The organism is Enorma shizhengliae (assembly GCF_009676995.1).
Classification (GTDB): Bacteria; Actinomycetota; Coriobacteriia; order Coriobacteriales; family Coriobacteriaceae; genus Enorma; species Enorma massiliensis.
Map to the genome: position 1 here is coordinate 284733 of NZ_VTFZ01000002.1, position 17559 is coordinate 302291.

Below are 17559 nucleotides of genomic sequence, written 5' to 3' on the forward strand. Positions count from 1 at the left end.
GTCATAACACGGAAGGGAACCTTGAAAAATGAATAAGCGGATCTTGGTGACCAGGTCATCGATGCCTTCACTCGAAGAATATGTAGAGGAGATACGTCCTTTATGGGAGAGCCATTGGCTTACTAACATGGGGGCAGAGCATCAAAAGCTCGAAAAGGCCCTTAAAGAGCGTCTGGGTGTTCAAAATGTGGTCCTTTTCACGAACGGTCATTCCGCGTTGGAATGCGTCTTAGAGGCCTTCGATCTGCGAGGAGAGGTTATCACCACGCCCTTTACGTTTGCATCAACGGTGAACGCGATATCTCGAAAGGGACTTACTCCAGTTTTCGCTGATGTTCAGCCTGATGACTACACCATTGATCCCGCGTCAATCGAGCGGCTGATTACACCTCGCACAAGTGCGATTGTGCCCGTTCACGTGTACGGTAATCTCTGCGACGTCGATGCTATTCAAGATATCGCCGATAGGCATGGGCTAAAGGTTATCTACGACGCCGCACATGCGTTTGGAGTGAAGCGCGACGGTGTATCAGCGGCTGTTTTTGGAGATGCCAGCATGTTCTCCTTCCACGCCACGAAAGTGTTTAACACCATCGAGGGCGGCGCCGTCTGCTTCAAGGATTCGGCGCTCTACCCGCTCCTGAACCAGTGGAAGAACTTCGGAATCACCGGGCCCGAAGACGTCGAGTACGTTGGCGGGAACGCCAAAATGAACGAATTCTGCGCTGCCATGGGTATATGCAACCTGCGCCATCTTGATGACGAGATTGCGAAGAGGGCGAAGGTCGACGAGCGCTATCGTGAGCGTCTTGGAGGAGTATCTGGCGTCAAGTTGATTGACCCTCAGCCCGGCGTTTCGCCAAACCACGCCTACATGCCCGCGGTTTTCGACGAACAGCTCTTTGGGGCGACGCGCGACGACGTATTCGAAGCCCTTGAGAAAGAGGGGGTTGGCGCAAGGAAGTACTTCTACCCGTTGGCGAGCGACTACGCCTGCTACTGCAGCGTCTATTCAAGTACGGCTACCCCTGTAGCGAAGTGGGTGTCAGAACGCGTGCTTACACTGCCCATGTACGCGGATCTTGCGCTGGAGGACGTTGGTCGTATCTGCGATATCGTGAGGGGAGCCGCACGATGAGTTCCGTAAAGGGGAAAAAGCTCCTTATTCTTGGAGGCGCTTCTCAGCATTGCAAGGTTGTAGAAGCTGCTAAAAGGCTTGGTGTCGAGACATATGTGGCTGATTATTTACCTTCTGCTCCGGCAAAGGACATGGCGGACCACTCCTATCAAATTAATGTTACCGAGACGGAGCGACTGGCGGAGCTTTGTCGGGCTGAGCGCATCGATGGTGTCATAAGCGGATGGCTAGATTTCTGCCAAGTACCGTATCAGCGGCTATGCGAGGCTGCTGGACTGCCTTGTTATGGAACGCGCGAGCAGTTCGATATCCTTACGGATAAGTTGAAGTTCAAGAACCTATGCCTGGATTATGGAGTCGGAACTATTCCGTTTGCATCTGGCACGACGGAAGATATTTTGGAGTTTGCATCGCGTGTTGGATATCCGCTGCAGATTAAACCAGTTGATAGTAGGGGTTCGCGAGGCCAGTCCATTTGCAATCAAGCGTCTGAGCTAGTAGCAGCGATTGATTGGGCTATGGACAATTCAAGGTCCAAAATGATCATCGCCGAAAAGAGAATAATTGGCTTTGAGGATATTTCTGTTACTTATTATTTCCAAGATGGACGTCCTATCATTGAAAGATTGTCCAGCAGAATTCTTGGTAACGAGGAAGATGGATTGGACGGTCTTGCAGTAGGCTCCATCAGCCCCGCCCAATGCGCCGATTTCTATGTGAACTCAGTTCATCCTAGAGTTCTCAAGATGCTTGAGGCAATCGGTGTAACAGAGGGCCCTGTCTTTTTTCAAGGGTTCAAGGTTGACGACGATATTCTTTTCTATGATCCAGGCAGGCGGTTTCCTGGTGGAGATTACGAGAGGTCCTTTTATTCCATCTGGGGTATAGATCTCGCTGAAGAAATGGTCAAATATGCACTGACTGGTTCGTCGGAGGGAACGTTATCGACTGTTCCAAACGATGCATTTAAGTTGAAATCCAATATGCAAATCATTTATGACGTCACCCTCGCACCTGGAACGATTCATGCGGTTAATGGAATCGAATCAATACGAAATCTTTCAAATGTCGATTCGATTAATCTGAGATATAAGTCGGGAGATATCGTTGCAGATGATTGCGATGTCTGCCGAAGATTTGCTGAGATTAATTACACGTCTTCCACTTTGGATGAGGCCGCTGCTATTTCCCGATTAATTAGGGAGCGGATTTCTGTAATAGACGGTAGCGGAGGCAGCATGGTGATTTCCCCCTTTTCGGAAGAAATTAATGACTATCGCGAAAGACTGCGCTGACAGATTGGTTAAATGAGATGCTTCGGCAATACCCCCTTTCGATTGAAATAACTCAAATTGTTTCTAATTATGCGAGTAGCTTGCGCTTCAATGAGTTGGACTCTAGTACTCTGCACGCAGTAGGACTATTTCTTATTGACTATGTTGCTTCGGTTTATGCGGGGTATAGGGTTAATAGTCAGTTCAATAGTGCACTTAACCTGGTCTTACAGGGCGAGATAACATCGTCTGGCAAGTCTACAATTTATTTTTGTGACGTTAAAGCTCCGAGTGCAAGTGCTGCATTTCTTAATGCAGCATACGCCCATGGTGCCGATATAGATGATGGCAACAAAGGTGCTATGGGCCATATCGGCGCGCATCTGATTTCTGCATTGGGGTCTCTGGCAGAGGAATCTTGTTGTTCGTTTAAAACATTTGTTGAATCAGTGGTTGTCGGCTATGACATTTTCTGCAGGCTTGGTTCTGCTGTGCAGCCTGGGTTAGTCAACAGGGGATACCATTCAACTGGAATGGTTGGGGCGATTGCTTGCGCTGCCGCATCCGCGAAGCTTCTCGGTCTTCGCTCGGACGGGATTTACCACTCTATCGCTATTGCGGCTTCTCAAGCGTCTGGCTTGCTGTTAGTTGGAGAGACTGGTCAGGAGACTAAGCCACTTAACGCCGCGCGTGCAGCGCAGATCGGTGTCTTTTCTGCCAAGCTTGCGGCAAATGGGGTCGTTGGCCCCGCTTGTCCCCTTGAGAGCAATAAGGGCTGGTGTCATGAAGTGACTGATTTGGTGGATGAACATGCAATTCTAGATGGTCTTGGGAAGCGATTTAGTATCAATGAATGCTATCTAAAAAAATATCCATCCTGTCGGCACACGCATTGTGCAATAGAGGCTGCCGAGCAGATTAGGAAAAAGGCTCCAAGTAAAGAAATTACGGGCGTATCGATCTGGACATATGGGCATGCAATCGAGCTGGCCGGGCAAATTGATATGCCGCGCTCGTCCTCTGAAGCAAAGTTTTCCATAAAATATGCGGTTGCCACGGTTCTGAACAAAGGAACATTTGGTTTTCAGGCTCTTGAAGTAGGCTCAGTTAATAGCGAGGTTATCAAGTTAATTTCTCGGATTGATCTCCTCCAGGACGACACGCTAGAGCGTATTTCTGAAGGTGTTCGCGGAGCGAGGGTGTCTGTGCGATTTCGCGATGGATCAGAACTGCTAGAGGAGGTTTTGATTCCAAAGGGAGACCCTGAGAATCCATTTAATGACGGTGATATTCTCAGGAAGCTAAGTGATTGCGCTTCGTGGAAATATGATTCTCATGATCTCCGAGCACGGTCCCAAGGCTTATTCGATCGCGTTAATTGTTTGCTGAAAATGCCTGACGTCGAATTCAGCTTCTTGGATATGTGAGGTGGGGAGCATGAAAGCAATCTTGGGAACTATGACATTTGGGGAGCAGGTATTCGGTGGTGATGCCGCTGCCATGCTTTCTTTCTTTTCGCGTGAGGGTGGTAGAGAGGTAGACACTGCGTATGTCTACAACGAGGGGACATGCGAGCGCATCATCGGTGAGGCACTGAAAGAAACTAGTGCATCTTTCAGCCTTGCAACTAAAGTTAACCCGCGGATAAGCGGCAAGCTTGACTACGAAGCAGTGATGCGACAGTTGCCTGAGTCGCTCGATCGCATGGGCGTTGATTCCGTTGATATTCTGTACCTTCATTTTCCCGATCCGAATACCCCTATCGAGGAGCCGCTTCGGGCCTGCGCGGAACTCTATAAGCGAGGGCTATTCAAAGAGCTCGGCGTGAGCAATTTTCCGCTTTCGCTCGTGCTTGAGATGCTGCCTGTCTGCGATGCGCTCGACTGCCCTCGCCCGTCAGTATACGAAGGAGTGTACAACGCACTTAGCCGAGATGCAGAGCGGGAGCTATTTCCAGCTCTTGATGATCTCGGCATGAGGTTTTATGCCTACAATCCCCTTGCGGGCGGGATGCTTACAGGGCGTTATCACGAATTGTCTGATAGCGTGAAGGGCGGTCGCTTCGATCATCGACCTAATTATAAGAATAGATATTGGAAGGACTCGTATTTCGAGGCAGTCAAGCTAATAGATTCTGCATGTGCGGCTGAGGGTGTTCCTATGCCTGAGGCTGCGTATCGTTGGCTTGCGCATCATTCCTCACTTAGCGTCGTTCGGGGGGATGGGGTGATTGTCGGGGCGTCTCGTCTGTCGCAGCTCAAGCAGAATCTCTCGGCACTAGATGCGCCTGCGTTGTCAGATGACTTGGCGGATGCGTTTGAAGAAGCATGGAAGATTACGGCGGCTGAATCTCCGAGTTACTTCCGTTGGTATCAGCCGGGAAAGAAGGGTTGAGCGGTGGAGTCAAAAGCATTTCTAGATGCTCTGCACGATGCAGGGGTGAAGTTCTTCACCGGCGTCCCAGATTCATACCTCCATGGGTTTTGCAGTGAACTTGCCCAGAAGTGTGAAGCTAACAATAACGTGATTGCAGCGAACGAGGGCAATGCCGTTGCTATTGCCACCGGGCATTATCTTGCCACTGGTCAAACTTCTCTTGTGTACTTGCAGAATTCAGGTCTTGGCAACGCTGTAAATCCCCTTGCTTCGCTCGCGTGCGAAGGCATGCTTGGAATCCCGATGATCTTGCTCGTTGGATGGAGGGGGGATCCTTGGCACATCGATCATGTCCAGCATGCGCTGCAGGGGCGTATTACTCCATCCATGCTTGGTGAGCTCGGGATTCCATATCAGGTCCTTGGCGATGGTGATCCGATTGGTTATGTGAACTGGGCAGTTGGTGAGGCTGTTCGTCGCTCTGCGCCCGTGGCATTGCTCTCTCCAAAAGGGGTGCTCAGCGGTGTGAAGACTCCATCGGTCGACAATAGATATCCGCTTTCGCGTGAGGAAGCGATTGAAGCTGTGCTCGACGCTGCTCCGCCTAAAGCAATCTTTTCCGCAACGACAGGACGTGCGTCGCGAGAGCTTTTCCATTTACGGGATGCGAGGGGTGAGGGACATGATTGTGACTACTTGAACGTCGGGTCCATGGGACACGCTTCGTCTGTCGCGCTGGGTATGGCTCTTGCGGAACCCGAGAGAACTTTCGTATGCCTAGATGGCGATTCAGCCGCAATTATGCATCTCGGTGCCTTAACCATGGCTTCGAAGCTAGAAGTTCCGAACTTCCTGCATATCGTGCTCAATAATGGGTCGCATGAATCGGTTGGTGGGCAGCCGTCCGCTGGTTGGCGTACCGATCTCACTGGTGTCGCTGCGTCATGTGGGTATGAGACTGTAGGTCGGTCGGTCTCAGATATTGATGGTATTGCCTCTTCGGTTCGTTCGTTGCTAGCCGCTCCCCGGGCAGGATTTCTCGATGTCCGCATTCACTCAGGTATTAGACCAGATCTTCCGCCACTCGAAGTCGAACCAAAGCGCATGCGCGACGCATTGCGCTCTGAGCTCACCGTTCGTTAATTAGTATCGCGCTGCTTGGATAGCGCGAGTTCCTTGACAACCCCATTGGCCCGCGCTTGTCTGAGCGCAAGAGTAGAAAGAAGGAAGAGGACTGTGACTACCATGGACGAAACGAGGGAGTTCCTAAGCGGCCTTGGGCTTCCAAAGGGAGATCGGTACGATCTTCCGACATCTTCTAAGCGTTTCCCGGACGGGGCGCAGTATCGCTTCGAAGTTCCTGGGATTCAAGGGCCTGCCGCCATGCGTGCTCTTTTGGAGAAGCTCGACGAATATGGCATAGCCATTCATCGCGTTACTCAAACAAAAGGAATCATGACACTTCTCGACAGTGAAATTGAGGAAATGGTTGGGCTTGCTCACGAGTACCAAACTCAGCTTATTCTTGCCATTGGTCCTCGTGCTACTACGGATACGTCTGCAACTGCGAAAACCGAGGAAGGCAAGCGTATTGGCTATCGACTTCGGGGGCAGGAACAGATCGTTCGCGCTATCGAGGAGGTTCGCAGGGCAGCTTCATTTGGAGTGCGAGGTTTTCTTGTATACGATGAGGGCGCCCTTTGGGTTCTGAATGAAGCGCGAAAGGCCGGGTTTATTCCTTCGGACTGCCGCTTTAAGATGTCGGCACATGCTGGTATCTCTAATCCGTGCTCAGCCAGGCTTATGGAGTCGATTGGGCTAGACTCCATCAATCCTGTGCGCGACATCCAACTCCAAATGCTTGCAGCCATGCGCCAAGCGGTTGATGTGCCTATCGATATCCATACGGAGAATCCTACCTCTTCCGGTGGCTTTATACGTCACTATGAGGTGCCCGAGATGATTCGTGTTGCAGCCCCTCTATATCTCAAAACAGGCGGTAGCGTCGCAGGTACTCATAGCTGGGATACGACCGTCGACCAGGCGCGCCAGCGCGCCAAGCAAGTCGCGCTCGTGAAACGGATGATCGACCAGTACTATCCCGAGGCGGTCGTTTCTCCTCGCGGATCGATTGAGTAGGGGCTCACCAATGAAGCACCATCGTTATAATCCCGACTTTAAGTTTGTCGAGGAGCCGGTAAGCTTTGATCGCAATACAGACCCTGAGTTGTTGAGGTATTGTCTTGGCGCGACAATGTATATGCCTGGATATCAGGATTTCACGGGAAAAATCCTATCTGAAGCAATGCCCGGTCTTACTTCAATGGTCCTCTGCTTTGAGGACGCATGCCCTGAAAGCAGGTTGCCTGAGGCAGAAGCAAATACATTAACGTTGCTTGATGTGGTGGGGGATGCTCTTGAAAATGGTTCTGTTTCGCCAGATGCAATCCCCCTGATCTTTTGTCGCGTTCGCTCCCTCAGGCAATTTATGGATTTTGCAGAGCGTTTGACCCCGAAGCAAGCTCGTGTGCTTTGCGGTTTCAACTTCCCGAAGTTCAATACTCGAAACGGTGAGGGCTACTTCAACTATCTGAAAGAGCTGAATGAACGGTTTGATTTCACGCTCTATGGAATGCCAATTATCGAGGATCCTCGCGTTGCCCATAAAGAGACAAGACTTGCCGAGCTTATGGGCATCAGAGATATTCTCGATGCCAATAAATCGCTAGTTCTCCAGGTAAGGGTGGGGGCGACGGACTTCTCGTCGTGCTTTGGCTTAAGGCGCGGTGTCGATTATTCAATCTATGACATCATGACGGTGAGGGAAATCCTCTCGGACATTCTAAACATGTTTGCGAGAGATAATGATTACGTGGTCTCTGGCCCAGTGTGGGAATACTTCCGCGCAAGTAAAGAGATGATGTTCGAAGATCTTCCCGAAATTGATTTGCAGGATCGCCTCTTGAGACGCCATCGAATTGTTAACGAGGAGGTCGATGGCTTGCTGCGCGAAGTTATTTTGGACAAAGCGAACGGCTTTGTAGGACGGACGGTTATCCATCCTACTCATGTCAAGTATGTCAATGCCCTTCAGGCGGTTACGCTTGAAGAGTATGAAGACGCATCACAGATTCTCGCCGCTGAAGGCGGTGTATTGAAAAGCGCAACCTCAAATAAGATGAACGAAATTGGACCCCATACTCGTTGGGCGGAAAAGGTCATAGCTCGTTCTAAGGCTTATGGCGTAATCGAAAGCGAGCGCAGCTACGTCGAGCTATTCGGAAGGTGAGATTATGGACTTCAAAGTGCTGGAGCTCCCTGCGATGCACCTTCCTAATCTATTCGTTGGTGATCGGATTATGGCTAAGGGGGTTGTTTTTGCTGGTAGGGATGCTGTTCTCCCTAAGCTGTGTGCTGCTATTAAGGATAATAGCTTCGGTTCAAGTGGTATAGATTTAAGCGGTGCGGCAATTTTTCATACGGCGGTAAGCGATGCTGGTATAGGACCAACGTCGAGCAATAAAGTTGAGCTCGAGGAGAGTTTTCTTCCGCTCTGCGAGGCCGGCGTTAAGGTTTTTCTTGGAAAGGGTGAGCTCCATGCAGACACGGTGCGTGCGCTAGGAGATTACGGCGCGGTCTACATAGTGGTCCCTCCGGTGACGGCGCTTTTAAGCAAAAACATGCGTTCGAAGGAATGCGTCACATATCCGGAGTTGGGCATGGAGGCGTTTTGGCGTCTTGAACTCGATGGTTGTCCTGGAATCGTTGCATCGGTAGGCGGGGATAGCATTTTTGAAAGGGACGTACAATGACTGACTCTGCCGTAGTAGAAAAAATCGCCGATTGTCTCGTGGAGAGCGGATCAACTTTTCGCGATGATCGAAAAAGGGCATATCGTCGTGCCATCAATAATGAATCTGATGAAAATGCTAGATGGGTTCTTGAGACAATTCTGACAAATTCTATAGCTGCGGAAGAGGCAAGAAGTCCATTGTGTGACGATACCGGTATTCCGCACGTAATGGTTGATGTCGGGACAGGGCGAGAACTGACGGCGGACCTGCTGGATTCGATTGAGCGCGGTGTGGCAGAAGGCCTTCGTCGTCTTCCCGGTCGCCCTATGGCTGTGATAGGAGAAGGGGAGGATAGAATCGGACAGGTTTTGGGCATGTCTGATGACCCTGCCGATCTTGAGCCTGCTCCTATTGCGGTACGAAGGATAACTGAGCCGGTGCTGCGTGTTCATGTTCTCATGCTTGGCGGGGGACCTGCTATTCGTGGTAGGAGCTATCGAATATTTCATAGACATGATTCGAAGAACGTTGAAGATGAAATAGTCCGATGGGCAAAAGACGCTTGCGCCCAACTGGGATGCACGCCCTGCACGCTTGCTATTGGAATAGGTCGCTCGCATTATGAGTCCGGCAACTTGATGCTTCAGGCTATGGTGGATGGTACGCTTGACGAGCAGACACCGCTCGAGAAGCGCATTACTGACGGTGTAAATGCAAGCGGTGTTGGCCCAATAGGAATGGGTGGCTCCACTACACTGCTCGGATCGTTTGTCAAAATCGGCCCTGCGCGCGCTAGTGGGGTGAGAATCGTTTGCATGCGTCCGTGCTGCTGTTTTGAACCGAGAGTAGCGAGCGTTGAGGTCTAGGTGACAGCTCGATAGCGTTTTGAACAAAGTATCTTGAAAGGTGAATAGTATGAGGGGCATTATCCTTGCTGGAGGCTCGGGTACCCGGCTTTATCCCATCACGAGGGCGGTCAGCAAGCAGTTGCTGCCTATTTATGACAAGCCCCTCATCTATTACCCGCTTTCTGTGCTGATGTTGGCGGGTATTCGTGAGGTGCTGATTATTTCGACTCCGCGTGACCTGTCGTTCTACCAAGAGCTCTTGGGCGATGGCTCTCACTTGGGGATGCGTTTTGAATATGCGGAGCAGGCAAAGCCCCGCGGTCTTGCAGAAGCGTTTACCATTGGGTGCGACTTTATCGCCGGTGAACCCTGCGCACTCGTGCTGGGGGACAACATGTTCCATGGCCAGGACCTTTCGCGTGTTCTATGGCGAGCCCGGGAGAGTGTGGAGAACGAGGGCGGTGCCGTGGTTTTCGGCTACCCCGTCCGCGATCCCCGTGCCTTTGGCGTAGTAGAGTTCGGCGATGGAGGGCGCGTCCTTTCGATCGAGGAGAAGCCGGAACATCCCAAGAGTTCCTACGCGGTACCAGGGCTTTATTTCTACGATGGGAAGGTTTCTGACATTGCCTCTCAGGTAGAGCCAAGTGATAGGGGAGAGCTGGAGATCACAAGCGTCAACAACGCGTATCTAGCTGATGGCCAGCTGTCGGTCCAACTGATGGGTCGCGGGATGGCCTGGCTTGATACGGGGACGCCCGAGGGAATGCTCAAGGCCGCTGAGTACGTGGAAGCCGTGCAGTCGCGTCAGGGCTACTACGTCGCCTGCATCGAGGAAGTCGCCTTCCGCCGGGGGTTCATCGGCGCCGACGAGCTTCGCTCGCTGGGCGAGGAGATGTCGAAGACGGATTACGGCCGGTATCTCATTTCCATCGCCGACGAGGCCGAGCGCGCTTAGGGCGGAGCTGGTTGACAGGACGGGTCGCTTGCTCGCGCGATTATCCCTTGGCCTGCCCTGGCGTACATTGAAAAACGGATAGGAAGTTTCTCATGGCAAAAAAGAAGGTCATGCTCGTCTTCGGCACCCGGCCGGAGGCCATCAAGATGTGCCCGCTGGCGCTCGAGCTCAAGTCGAGGCCGGAGGAGTTCGAGACGGTCGTCTGCGTCACCGGCCAGCACCGCGAGATGCTCGACCAGGTGCTCTCCGTGTTCTGCGTGGCCCCCGACCACGACCTAGCCGTCATGAGGCCGGGGCAGACGCTCTTCGACATCACGTCCGACGTGCTTCTCAAGATTAAAGCTGTTCTTGAGGAGGAGCGCCCCGACGTCGTGCTCGTGCACGGCGACACCACGACGTCCTTCGCGGCTGCTCTCGCGGCGTTCTACCTCCAGGTCCCGGTGGGGCATGTCGAGGCGGGCCTCAGGACCCGGAACCTCTACAGCCCCTGGCCCGAGGAGTTCAATCGCCAGGCGGTGGACGTCGTGTCGCGTTGGTACTTCGCCCCCACGGAGACCTCCCGGCGGAACCTCCTCGACGAGGCGAAGACCGACGAGCGCATCTTCGTCACCGGCAACACCGGCATCGACGCCCTGCGCCACACGGTGAGGGAGGGCTACTCCCACCCCGCGCTCGACTGGGCTGCGGACAGCAGGCTCATCCTCATAACCGCTCACCGCAGGGAGAACCTGGGTGAGCCCATGCACCGCATGTTCCGCGCGATACGCCGCGTGATGGAGGAGAGGCCGGACACGAAGGCGGTCTACCCGATACACATGAACCCCCAGGTCCGCAAGGCCGCGCACGAGGAGCTGGACGGCTTCGACCGGCTGCGCATCATCGACCCGCTGGAGGTCGTGGACTTCCACAACTTCATGGCGCGCTCTTATCTGATCCTCACCGACTCCGGCGGCATCCAGGAGGAGGCGCCCTCGCTCGGCAAGCCCGTGCTCGTCATGCGCGACACCACCGAGCGCCCCGAGGGCGTGGAGGCCGGGACGCTCCGCCTCGTCGGCACCGAGGAGGGGGTCATCTACCGCGAGTTCTCGCGCCTGTTGGACGACCCGGCTGCCTACGCCGAGATGTCGCGCGCCTCCAACCCGTACGGCGATGGGCATGCCAGTGAGCGAATATCCGAAATACTCGCTCACTCTCTATAGTTCTGCATAGCGATGAATAGGCGAAACGGTGAGTACATCCAAAGACCCCATTGAAATCGAATCGGTTAGCGATCTCGTCGGTCTTCACCAAGCGCTCGGCCTCGGAGAGCCGGTATGGTTCCGCGGGCAAGCGGACTATGCATTCAGTCTGAACCCCTCTTTGTTCAGAAACGAAGGCCATGCTGATCATGAGCGCGAGATGTTGGATGAGTTTAAACATGATGCCTTGCTCTGGTCAGAGTATAGCCCTGTGGGAGAGTGGGCATGGATGGTTCTCGCGCAGCACTATGGCTTACCGACGCGATTGCTGGATTGGAGTCAAAGCCCGCTTCAGGCGCTCTATTTCGCAGTGGTCGACCACCCTGACGAAGACGGGGCGCTATTCGTATTGCATCCAAAACAGTTGAACAGGTTTGCATTCGGCAACGCTTTCCGTTTTCCGGTACTTCTTGATGACGGCGATCACACTTTGGAGGCGTATGCGCCTGGAGCGGGAGGCAGGCGCGGCATGATTCCCGCGGCCGTGGTCGCCTACAACCACTTTCCAAGAATCGGTGCGCAGAAAGGAGTATTTACGCTGTATCCAGCAAGGGATTGTTTCCAGTCAGATGACACGCTGGCTGGTTGTTGCCTCAAATACCGAGTCCCTTCTGAATCAAAGGATGAAATACTACGAGAGCTGAAGTTTCTATGCATCGATGAGGCTTCGTCGTATCCGGATCTCGATCATCTCGCAAAACATATCAAGGTTAACTACGACAGCTCTAAGACGTCGCTATAAGAAGGATATGTTATGAAAAAGTTTTATAGGGTCGATGATTCTACTTCGTCAGTTGAATATCTCATAGCGATTTTTGGCACGCTCAATCTCGATCCTCCATATCAGCGCGAAGGGGATATTTGGTCTAGGGATAAAAAGCGCCTGTTTATTGATTCGCTAATCAACGGCTTCGATGTCCCGAAATTCTACTTTAATAGAATAACCCGTCTTGCCGACAACGACGGGAGTCGGCTCGCGTATCGGTATGACGTGGTGGATGGAAAGCAGCGACTTCAGGCTCTATACGAGTTCTTTGCAGGAGAATATGCGCTCGCAGATGATTTCAAGTATTTTGATGATGAGGATATAAATCTTGCCGGACTAAGCTGTAGCGAGATTAAGAGTGAGCACCCTGGAATCTACGCTGATTTGTGCCGTTACCGATTCGATATTATTGTGTTCGACGGCCTCGCGGAACGACGAATTGATGAGTTCTTTATTCGCTTGAATGAGGGCGTTGCATTAAATGCGCAGGAGAGACGGGCTGCAATGAGCAGCGCTTTGTCGGCGGGTGTTCGCGACCTTGCTAAGAGTAATTGCTTTGCGAAGAGATGCCTGCGGCGGAGGGCGCGATATAAGAACGATGAAATTATCGCAAAATACGTCCTAGTCGTTGAAATGTTAGAGGATGAAAATAAGATTCTCGACACTAAGAAGGGGCGACTTGATGCGATGTACAAGCGTGCAGTCGATGGAGTCTTGGATGACAAACGTATATCCCATCTTCTTGGTCGTGTTAAGGATACTCTCGAGGTCATGGATGAGGTCTTTCAAGATGAAGACAGGCTGTTATACAGCATCGGCAACGCTGTCATATATTTCTACGCGGCGTGCGAGGACCCCGATTCTTGGGGGAAGCCGGATGTTCGAGATTTGTTAGAAGGATTTGAGGCTGCGCGTCGCGAGGTCGGGCAAACCGATCCTTCAGAGTGGAGCGGAGTAACCGAGAGATTTAACTGGATGCTTGTAGACTATAACGGGCGGGTCCAATCGATCAACGACGGGTCCGCCATTACATATAGAGCTCGCTGCATAAATGCGTTCATAAGAGCAGCGGGTAATAAAGAGGTCTTTTGCCAGGCAATGGATGATTTGGAGGATGAGCTGCTCTGACGGGACGGCTGTGCGTCTTGTTTTTGGGATATGCAAAATGAGGCAGGGTCGTTTTGTAGGCGCGGCACGCCAGGCGTGACGCGTACAGCTGAGTTCGGAAGCCGTCGCGATAGAGTTGGAAATCTAGGTACGGCTGCCTATACTGCAAAAGGTGTATACCCGCTGGCAAGCAGGAGTGCCAACGGGTATACTTACAGCGAGCAGAGGTTTTAAGCCCTCCTGCTAAGGCTTTTGGTGGGCGACGCCCACGCGGAACAGCCGCTTGTGCAGAGGCGGCTGTTCCCTTATCGCGAAACGTCGCCCGGCTGGTTTACCTGAACAAGAGAATCAGGACGATAACCAGCGCCGTTACGGCTGCGAGGGCGCGCAACAGCTCGGTTAGCTTTACGATCACGGGATCCCTCCAATCTATCCTGCTGACTGGGAGGGCACCGCCTGCTCGCTGAAATAAGTATAATCTATTTCGAACAACTGTTTGTATTATCCGCGACCACAGGAGCTATACATGTCCGAGATCTTTGAGCCCGCCAACATCATCGTCACCGGCGGCTGCGGCTTCATCGGGTCGAACTTCGTCCATTACGTGGTGCGCGAGCACCCCGGCGTGCACGTGACCGTGCTCGACAAGCTCACCTACGCCGGCAACCCGGAGAACATCGCGGGCCTGCCCGAGGACCGCGTCGAGCTCGTGGTGGGCGACGTCTGCGACACCGGGCTCCTCGACCGCATCGTCCCCGGGCACGACGCCATCGTGCACTACGCGGCGGAGAGCCACAACGACAACTCCATCGCCGACCCCGAGCCGTTCCTGCGCACCAACGTCGAGGGCACCTACGCGCTCCTCGAGGCGGCGCGCAAGCACGGCGTCCGCTACCACCACGTCTCGACCGACGAGGTCTACGGCGACCTCGCCCTCGACGACCCGGCGCGCTTCACCGAGGAGACCCCGTACCGCCCGAGCAGCCCCTACAGCTCCACGAAGGCGGCGTCTGACATGCTCGTCCGCGCGTGGCACCGCACCTTCGGGGTTCGCGCCACGATCTCCAACTGCTCGAACAACTACGGCCCGTACCAGCACGTGGAGAAGTTCATCCCGCGCCAGGTCACGAACCTGATCGACGGGGCGCGCCCGAGGCTCTACGGCGACGGCCTGAACGTCCGCGACTGGATCCACACCGAGGACCACAGCTCCGCCGTCTGGGCCATCCTGACCCGCGGCCGCGCCGGCGAGACCTACCTGATCGGCGCCGACGGCGAGAAGAACAACATCACGGTACTGCGCGAGATACTCAAGGCGTTCGGCCGCGACGAGGTGATACCGTCAACCCACTTTTCGCCAATTGCGCAAATGAATCGGCACCGATCGCGCCAACGCATTTTCACCGGTTCCGCCAACGGACCTTCACCGTTTTCGGCTATTCGGCGTCCCTCCTCTCGCGCGGCAGGTCCTTCAGCCGGTAGGACCTGCCCGTGATCTTGATGACGTGGCAGTGGTGGCAGACGCGGTCCGCGATGGCGCTCGCCGCCACGTCGTCGCCGAACACCTTCCCCCAACCGCCGATGCCGACGTTGGTGGTGATGATCGTCGAGCGCTGCTCGTAGCGCGTCGAGATGAGCTGGAAGAGCAGGTCGGCGCCGCCCTCCCCGATGTCGAGGTAGCCCAGCTCGTCGATGACGAGCAGCTTCGAGTGCGCGTAGTACTTGAGGCGCTTCTTGAGTATCCCGCGCGCCTGGGCGTCCTGCAGGTCCTCGACGAGCCTCGCGCAGTCCATGAACCTCACCTCGCGCCCCGCCCGCACGGCCTCGACGCCGATGGCCACGGCGAGGTGGGTCTTGCCCACGCCCGGGCTGCCGACGAGCAGCACGTTCTCGGCGCGCTCTATGAACCTGAGCGTCGCGAGCTCCTCGACGCGCGCCCTCGGAACGCTCGGCTGGAAGTCCCAGTCGAAGTCGGCGAGCCCCTTCACGAAGGGGAAGCCCGAGGAGCGTATGCGCTGGCGGACGATCCTCGCCTCGCGGGCGGCGACCTCGACGCGGGTCATCTCCTCGAGCGCGGAGCAGAAGTCCCGCTCGCCGGCCGAGACCATGCGTACGTAGTCGGGCAGCGACGCCGCCATCTCGTGGAGCCCGAGCGCCGAGAGGTTGTCCCGCGCCCTGATCGAGGGGCTCGCCTCGGCGACCGCGGTCACTTGGGACCGCCCCCTCCGAGCGCGTCGAGGAGGTCGAGGTTGGCGCGCGCGGCGGCGCGTATGTCGCCGTCCGCCCAGCGCTTGCCGTCGAGCGCCTCCATGTAGTGCTCCTCCTGGTAGACGATCGGGCCGGCGGCCCCCGAGGCGTCGTGCGCCGCCACCTCCTCGCCGCCCATGCGCACCCTCACCTGGCCGCCGGGCATGGCGACGACGGTGACGCGCCTGCCGATGCAGCGCCTGGGCACCGACCACTGGCGCCCCGCCGCCCTCACGAGCATCGTGGGGGGCACGGTCTGGACGCTCACGTCGCCGACCATCGACTCCAGCAGGCGCATGTTGCCGATCGGGCGCAGCGCCTCCTTCTCCCGCATGAACAGCGCCGCGGGCGGCACCCCCGTCGTCCCGTTGGGCTCCTCGTTGCTGCGGCGCTCCACGCGCGCCACGCACTCGAGGAGGCCCTCCCAGCCGGCGAACTCGCCCGCGTAGGCGGAGAGCCTGGAGAGGAAGCGGTTGGCGCTCTCGTCCTTGCCCTTGGTCTCGGGGCTGCGCGGCCGGCAGAGCACGAGCCTGCAGCCGGCCTCCCTGGCGAACCGCTCGACGCGCTCGGACCTGCGCCTCCTGCCGCCCTCGAAGGCGACGACGGCGGACATGTTGTCGGTCACCAGCTCCTCGGGCGCCCCGCCCAGCGTCCTGAACGTCGCCAGCAGGCACGCCAGCAGGTCGTCGGTCGTCCTCGACCTTGTCGGGATGAACACGTGCCTGCGCGAGTAGCCGAGCGTCGCGGTGAACACGCTGAACTCGTGCAGCTCGCCCTCCGCGTCGACGAGCCGCATCCCCTCCTTCCAGTCGAACTGCAGCTGCCTTCCCGGCGGCGTCTCGAACCTCGGGTGCGCCTCGGGGGCGGCGGCGCGCCCGAAGGCTATGCCCTGGCGCCGGCACCACGCGGTGAACGCCCCGTAGCCGGGCAGCGGCGGGTCGCCGTACCTGTGGGCCAGCAGCTCGTAGACGGCGCGCTTGGTCATCCCGGGCAGCTGGGCCTTCGCCTCGACCACCGGCCTCACGCGCTCGAAGGCGCTCTCGCGCTCGGACCTGCGGTCCTCCACCTCCGCCCCCTCCCTCCAGTATTTCGCGACCGTGTGCCGGTCCAGGCCGTGGCGCCTCGCTATGTCGCTGAAGTTCGGCTTGGTCCCGGCGGCCCTGTGCATGTTCAGCTCGCCCATCACGTTCCTCTCCATCCGCGCTCCTCCCGCAGGCTTCGGATCCTCGGTTGGAGCATATTTCCGTTTGCGCGGCTGGTGAAAGTGCGTTTGCGCGGATGGCGGGTTTCCGTTAGCGCGGATGGCGCGATGCATTTGCGCGGATGGTTGTTTTTACATTAGCGGTATCACGAGGACGACTTCGACTGGGTGCGCGACCGCCCCGGCCACGACCGCCGCTACGCGATCGACCCGACGAAGCTCCGCCGCGAGCTCGGCTGGGAGCCGGCCCACACCGACTTCGCGGCCGGCCTCGCCGAGACCATCGCTTGGTACCGCGAGAACGAGGCCTGGTGGCGTCCCGCCAAGGAGGCGACCGAGGCCCGCTACGCCGCGCAGGGGCAGTAGGAACCCCGGCGAGTAAAACGTGGAAATGCTTTAGCTTTCACCGATAAGCTTTACGCCCGTAATCTGTTAAGCAGGAACTAGGTCGCAGCCGTAATCCGAGTACACCCCACGGCGAACGGGGATGAACCGCACCCCGTTTCTTGGACAAGGAAACCTTGATCCGGGAGACGGGAGGCATGCATGGCGATCGACCTGCGGCTGAGATACGACCGCGCCACCAAGGAGCGGGCGGCGGCGATGTTCGCCGAG

At 55.8% G+C, this 17559-nt stretch carries 17 protein-coding genes; 15 read left to right on the forward strand and 2 right to left on the reverse strand.

Annotated features, from left to right (window positions below):
* Positions 1–28 precede the first annotated feature (28 nt).
* The 14 genes from GJE22_RS03580 to rfbB all read left to right on the forward strand — a co-directional run bounded on the left by GJE22_RS03580 (position 29) and on the right by rfbB (position 14991).
* Complete coding sequence (locus GJE22_RS03580; RefSeq protein WP_144687841.1) at positions 29–1138, forward strand: DegT/DnrJ/EryC1/StrS family aminotransferase; 1110 nt, start codon at positions 29–31, stop codon at positions 1136–1138.
* A complete protein-coding gene (locus GJE22_RS03585) occupies positions 1135–2433 on the forward strand; it encodes an ATP-grasp domain-containing protein (RefSeq protein WP_144687842.1) in 1299 nt (432 codons plus the stop codon). The genes GJE22_RS03580 and GJE22_RS03585 overlap by 4 nt, the downstream gene beginning before the upstream one ends.
* Before the next feature lie 17 nt (positions 2434–2450).
* A complete protein-coding gene (locus tag GJE22_RS03590; protein WP_144687843.1) occupies positions 2451–3839 on the forward strand; it encodes an MmgE/PrpD family protein in 1389 nt (462 codons plus the stop codon).
* A gap of 10 nt (positions 3840–3849) precedes the next feature.
* Positions 3850–4806 carry an aldo/keto reductase family protein gene (locus tag GJE22_RS03595; RefSeq protein ID WP_144687844.1) on the forward strand — a complete coding sequence of 319 codons (957 nt, stop codon included), beginning with the start codon at positions 3850–3852 and terminating at the stop codon, positions 4804–4806.
* 3 nt (positions 4807–4809) lie between these two features.
* The gene (gene aepY, locus GJE22_RS03600; RefSeq protein WP_144687845.1) at positions 4810–5931 is read left to right on the forward strand and encodes a phosphonopyruvate decarboxylase; all 1122 of its coding nucleotides are present in this window, start codon (positions 4810–4812) and stop codon (positions 5929–5931) included.
* A gap of 93 nt (positions 5932–6024) precedes the next feature.
* Positions 6025–6927, forward strand: coding sequence for a peptidase (locus GJE22_RS03605; RefSeq protein ID WP_144687846.1), 903 nt, complete (start codon positions 6025–6027; stop codon positions 6925–6927).
* A 10-nt stretch (positions 6928–6937) separates the two neighbouring features.
* Complete coding sequence (locus GJE22_RS03610) at positions 6938–8077, forward strand: HpcH/HpaI aldolase/citrate lyase family protein (RefSeq protein WP_144687847.1); 1140 nt, start codon at positions 6938–6940, stop codon at positions 8075–8077.
* A gap of 4 nt (positions 8078–8081) precedes the next feature.
* A complete protein-coding gene (locus GJE22_RS03615; protein ID WP_218957884.1) occupies positions 8082–8600 on the forward strand; it encodes a fumarate hydratase C-terminal domain-containing protein in 519 nt (172 codons plus the stop codon).
* A complete protein-coding gene (locus GJE22_RS03620) occupies positions 8597–9448 on the forward strand; it encodes a fumarate hydratase (RefSeq protein ID WP_144687848.1) in 852 nt (283 codons plus the stop codon). Before GJE22_RS03615 ends, GJE22_RS03620 begins: the two co-directional genes overlap by 4 nt.
* A gap of 49 nt (positions 9449–9497) precedes the next feature.
* Positions 9498–10385: a glucose-1-phosphate thymidylyltransferase RfbA gene (gene rfbA, locus GJE22_RS03625; protein WP_144687849.1), complete on the forward strand. Its 888-nt coding sequence runs from the start codon at positions 9498–9500 to the stop codon at positions 10383–10385.
* A gap of 92 nt (positions 10386–10477) precedes the next feature.
* Positions 10478–11584, forward strand: coding sequence for a non-hydrolyzing UDP-N-acetylglucosamine 2-epimerase (gene wecB / locus GJE22_RS03630; RefSeq protein ID WP_186297387.1), 1107 nt, complete (start codon positions 10478–10480; stop codon positions 11582–11584).
* Between the two features lie 28 nt (positions 11585–11612).
* The gene (locus tag GJE22_RS03635; RefSeq protein WP_019128458.1) at positions 11613–12365 is read left to right on the forward strand and encodes an FRG domain-containing protein; all 753 of its coding nucleotides are present in this window, start codon (positions 11613–11615) and stop codon (positions 12363–12365) included.
* Positions 12366–12377: 12 nt separating this feature from the next.
* A complete protein-coding gene (locus tag GJE22_RS03640) occupies positions 12378–13517 on the forward strand; it encodes a DUF262 domain-containing protein (RefSeq protein ID WP_144687850.1) in 1140 nt (379 codons plus the stop codon).
* A gap of 505 nt (positions 13518–14022) precedes the next feature.
* Positions 14023–14991: a dTDP-glucose 4,6-dehydratase gene (rfbB, locus tag GJE22_RS03645; protein ID WP_144687851.1), complete on the forward strand. Its 969-nt coding sequence runs from the start codon at positions 14023–14025 to the stop codon at positions 14989–14991.
* Here the strand turns inward: rfbB and istB are convergent.
* Positions 14933–15706: an IS21-like element helper ATPase IstB gene (gene istB / locus GJE22_RS03650; protein WP_144687852.1), complete on the reverse strand. Its 774-nt coding sequence runs from the start codon at positions 15704–15706 to the stop codon at positions 14933–14935. The two genes, rfbB and istB, sit on opposite strands and share 59 nt — an antisense overlap.
* The gene (gene istA, locus GJE22_RS03655; protein ID WP_144687853.1) at positions 15703–16941 is read right to left on the reverse strand and encodes an IS21 family transposase; all 1239 of its coding nucleotides are present in this window, start codon (positions 16939–16941) and stop codon (positions 15703–15705) included. Before istA ends, istB begins: the two co-directional genes overlap by 4 nt.
* A 171-nt stretch (positions 16942–17112) precedes the next feature.
* Here istA and GJE22_RS03660 point away from each other — a divergent pair, with 171 nt between their 5' ends.
* Positions 17113–17310 (forward strand): hypothetical protein, encoded by a 198-nt coding sequence (locus GJE22_RS03660; RefSeq protein WP_456236442.1) that lies wholly within the window; start codon positions 17113–17115, stop codon positions 17308–17310.
* Positions 17311–17559 lie beyond the last annotated feature (249 nt).

Coding starts and splice junctions, on each gene's coding strand:
- GJE22_RS03580 (WP_144687841.1), top strand. CDS start 29: ATGAATAAGCGGATCTTGGTGACCAGGTCATCGATGCCTTCACTCGAA.
- GJE22_RS03585 (WP_144687842.1), top strand. CDS start 1,135: ATGAGTTCCGTAAAGGGGAAAAAGCTCCTTATTCTTGGAGGCGCTTCT.
- GJE22_RS03590 (WP_144687843.1), top strand. CDS start 2,451: ATGCTTCGGCAATACCCCCTTTCGATTGAAATAACTCAAATTGTTTCT.
- GJE22_RS03595 (WP_144687844.1), top strand. CDS start 3,850: ATGAAAGCAATCTTGGGAACTATGACATTTGGGGAGCAGGTATTCGGT.
- GJE22_RS03610 (WP_144687847.1), top strand. CDS start 6,938: ATGAAGCACCATCGTTATAATCCCGACTTTAAGTTTGTCGAGGAGCCG.
- GJE22_RS03615 (WP_218957884.1), top strand. CDS start 8,082: ATGGACTTCAAAGTGCTGGAGCTCCCTGCGATGCACCTTCCTAATCTA.
- GJE22_RS03620 (WP_144687848.1), top strand. CDS start 8,597: ATGACTGACTCTGCCGTAGTAGAAAAAATCGCCGATTGTCTCGTGGAG.
- rfbA (WP_144687849.1), top strand. CDS start 9,498: ATGAGGGGCATTATCCTTGCTGGAGGCTCGGGTACCCGGCTTTATCCC.
- wecB (WP_186297387.1), top strand. CDS start 10,478: ATGGCAAAAAAGAAGGTCATGCTCGTCTTCGGCACCCGGCCGGAGGCC.
- GJE22_RS03640 (WP_144687850.1), top strand. CDS start 12,378: ATGAAAAAGTTTTATAGGGTCGATGATTCTACTTCGTCAGTTGAATAT.
- rfbB (WP_144687851.1), top strand. CDS start 14,023: ATGTCCGAGATCTTTGAGCCCGCCAACATCATCGTCACCGGCGGCTGC.
- istA (WP_144687853.1), bottom strand. CDS start 16,941: ATGGAGAGGAACGTGATGGGCGAGCTGAACATGCACAGGGCCGCCGGG.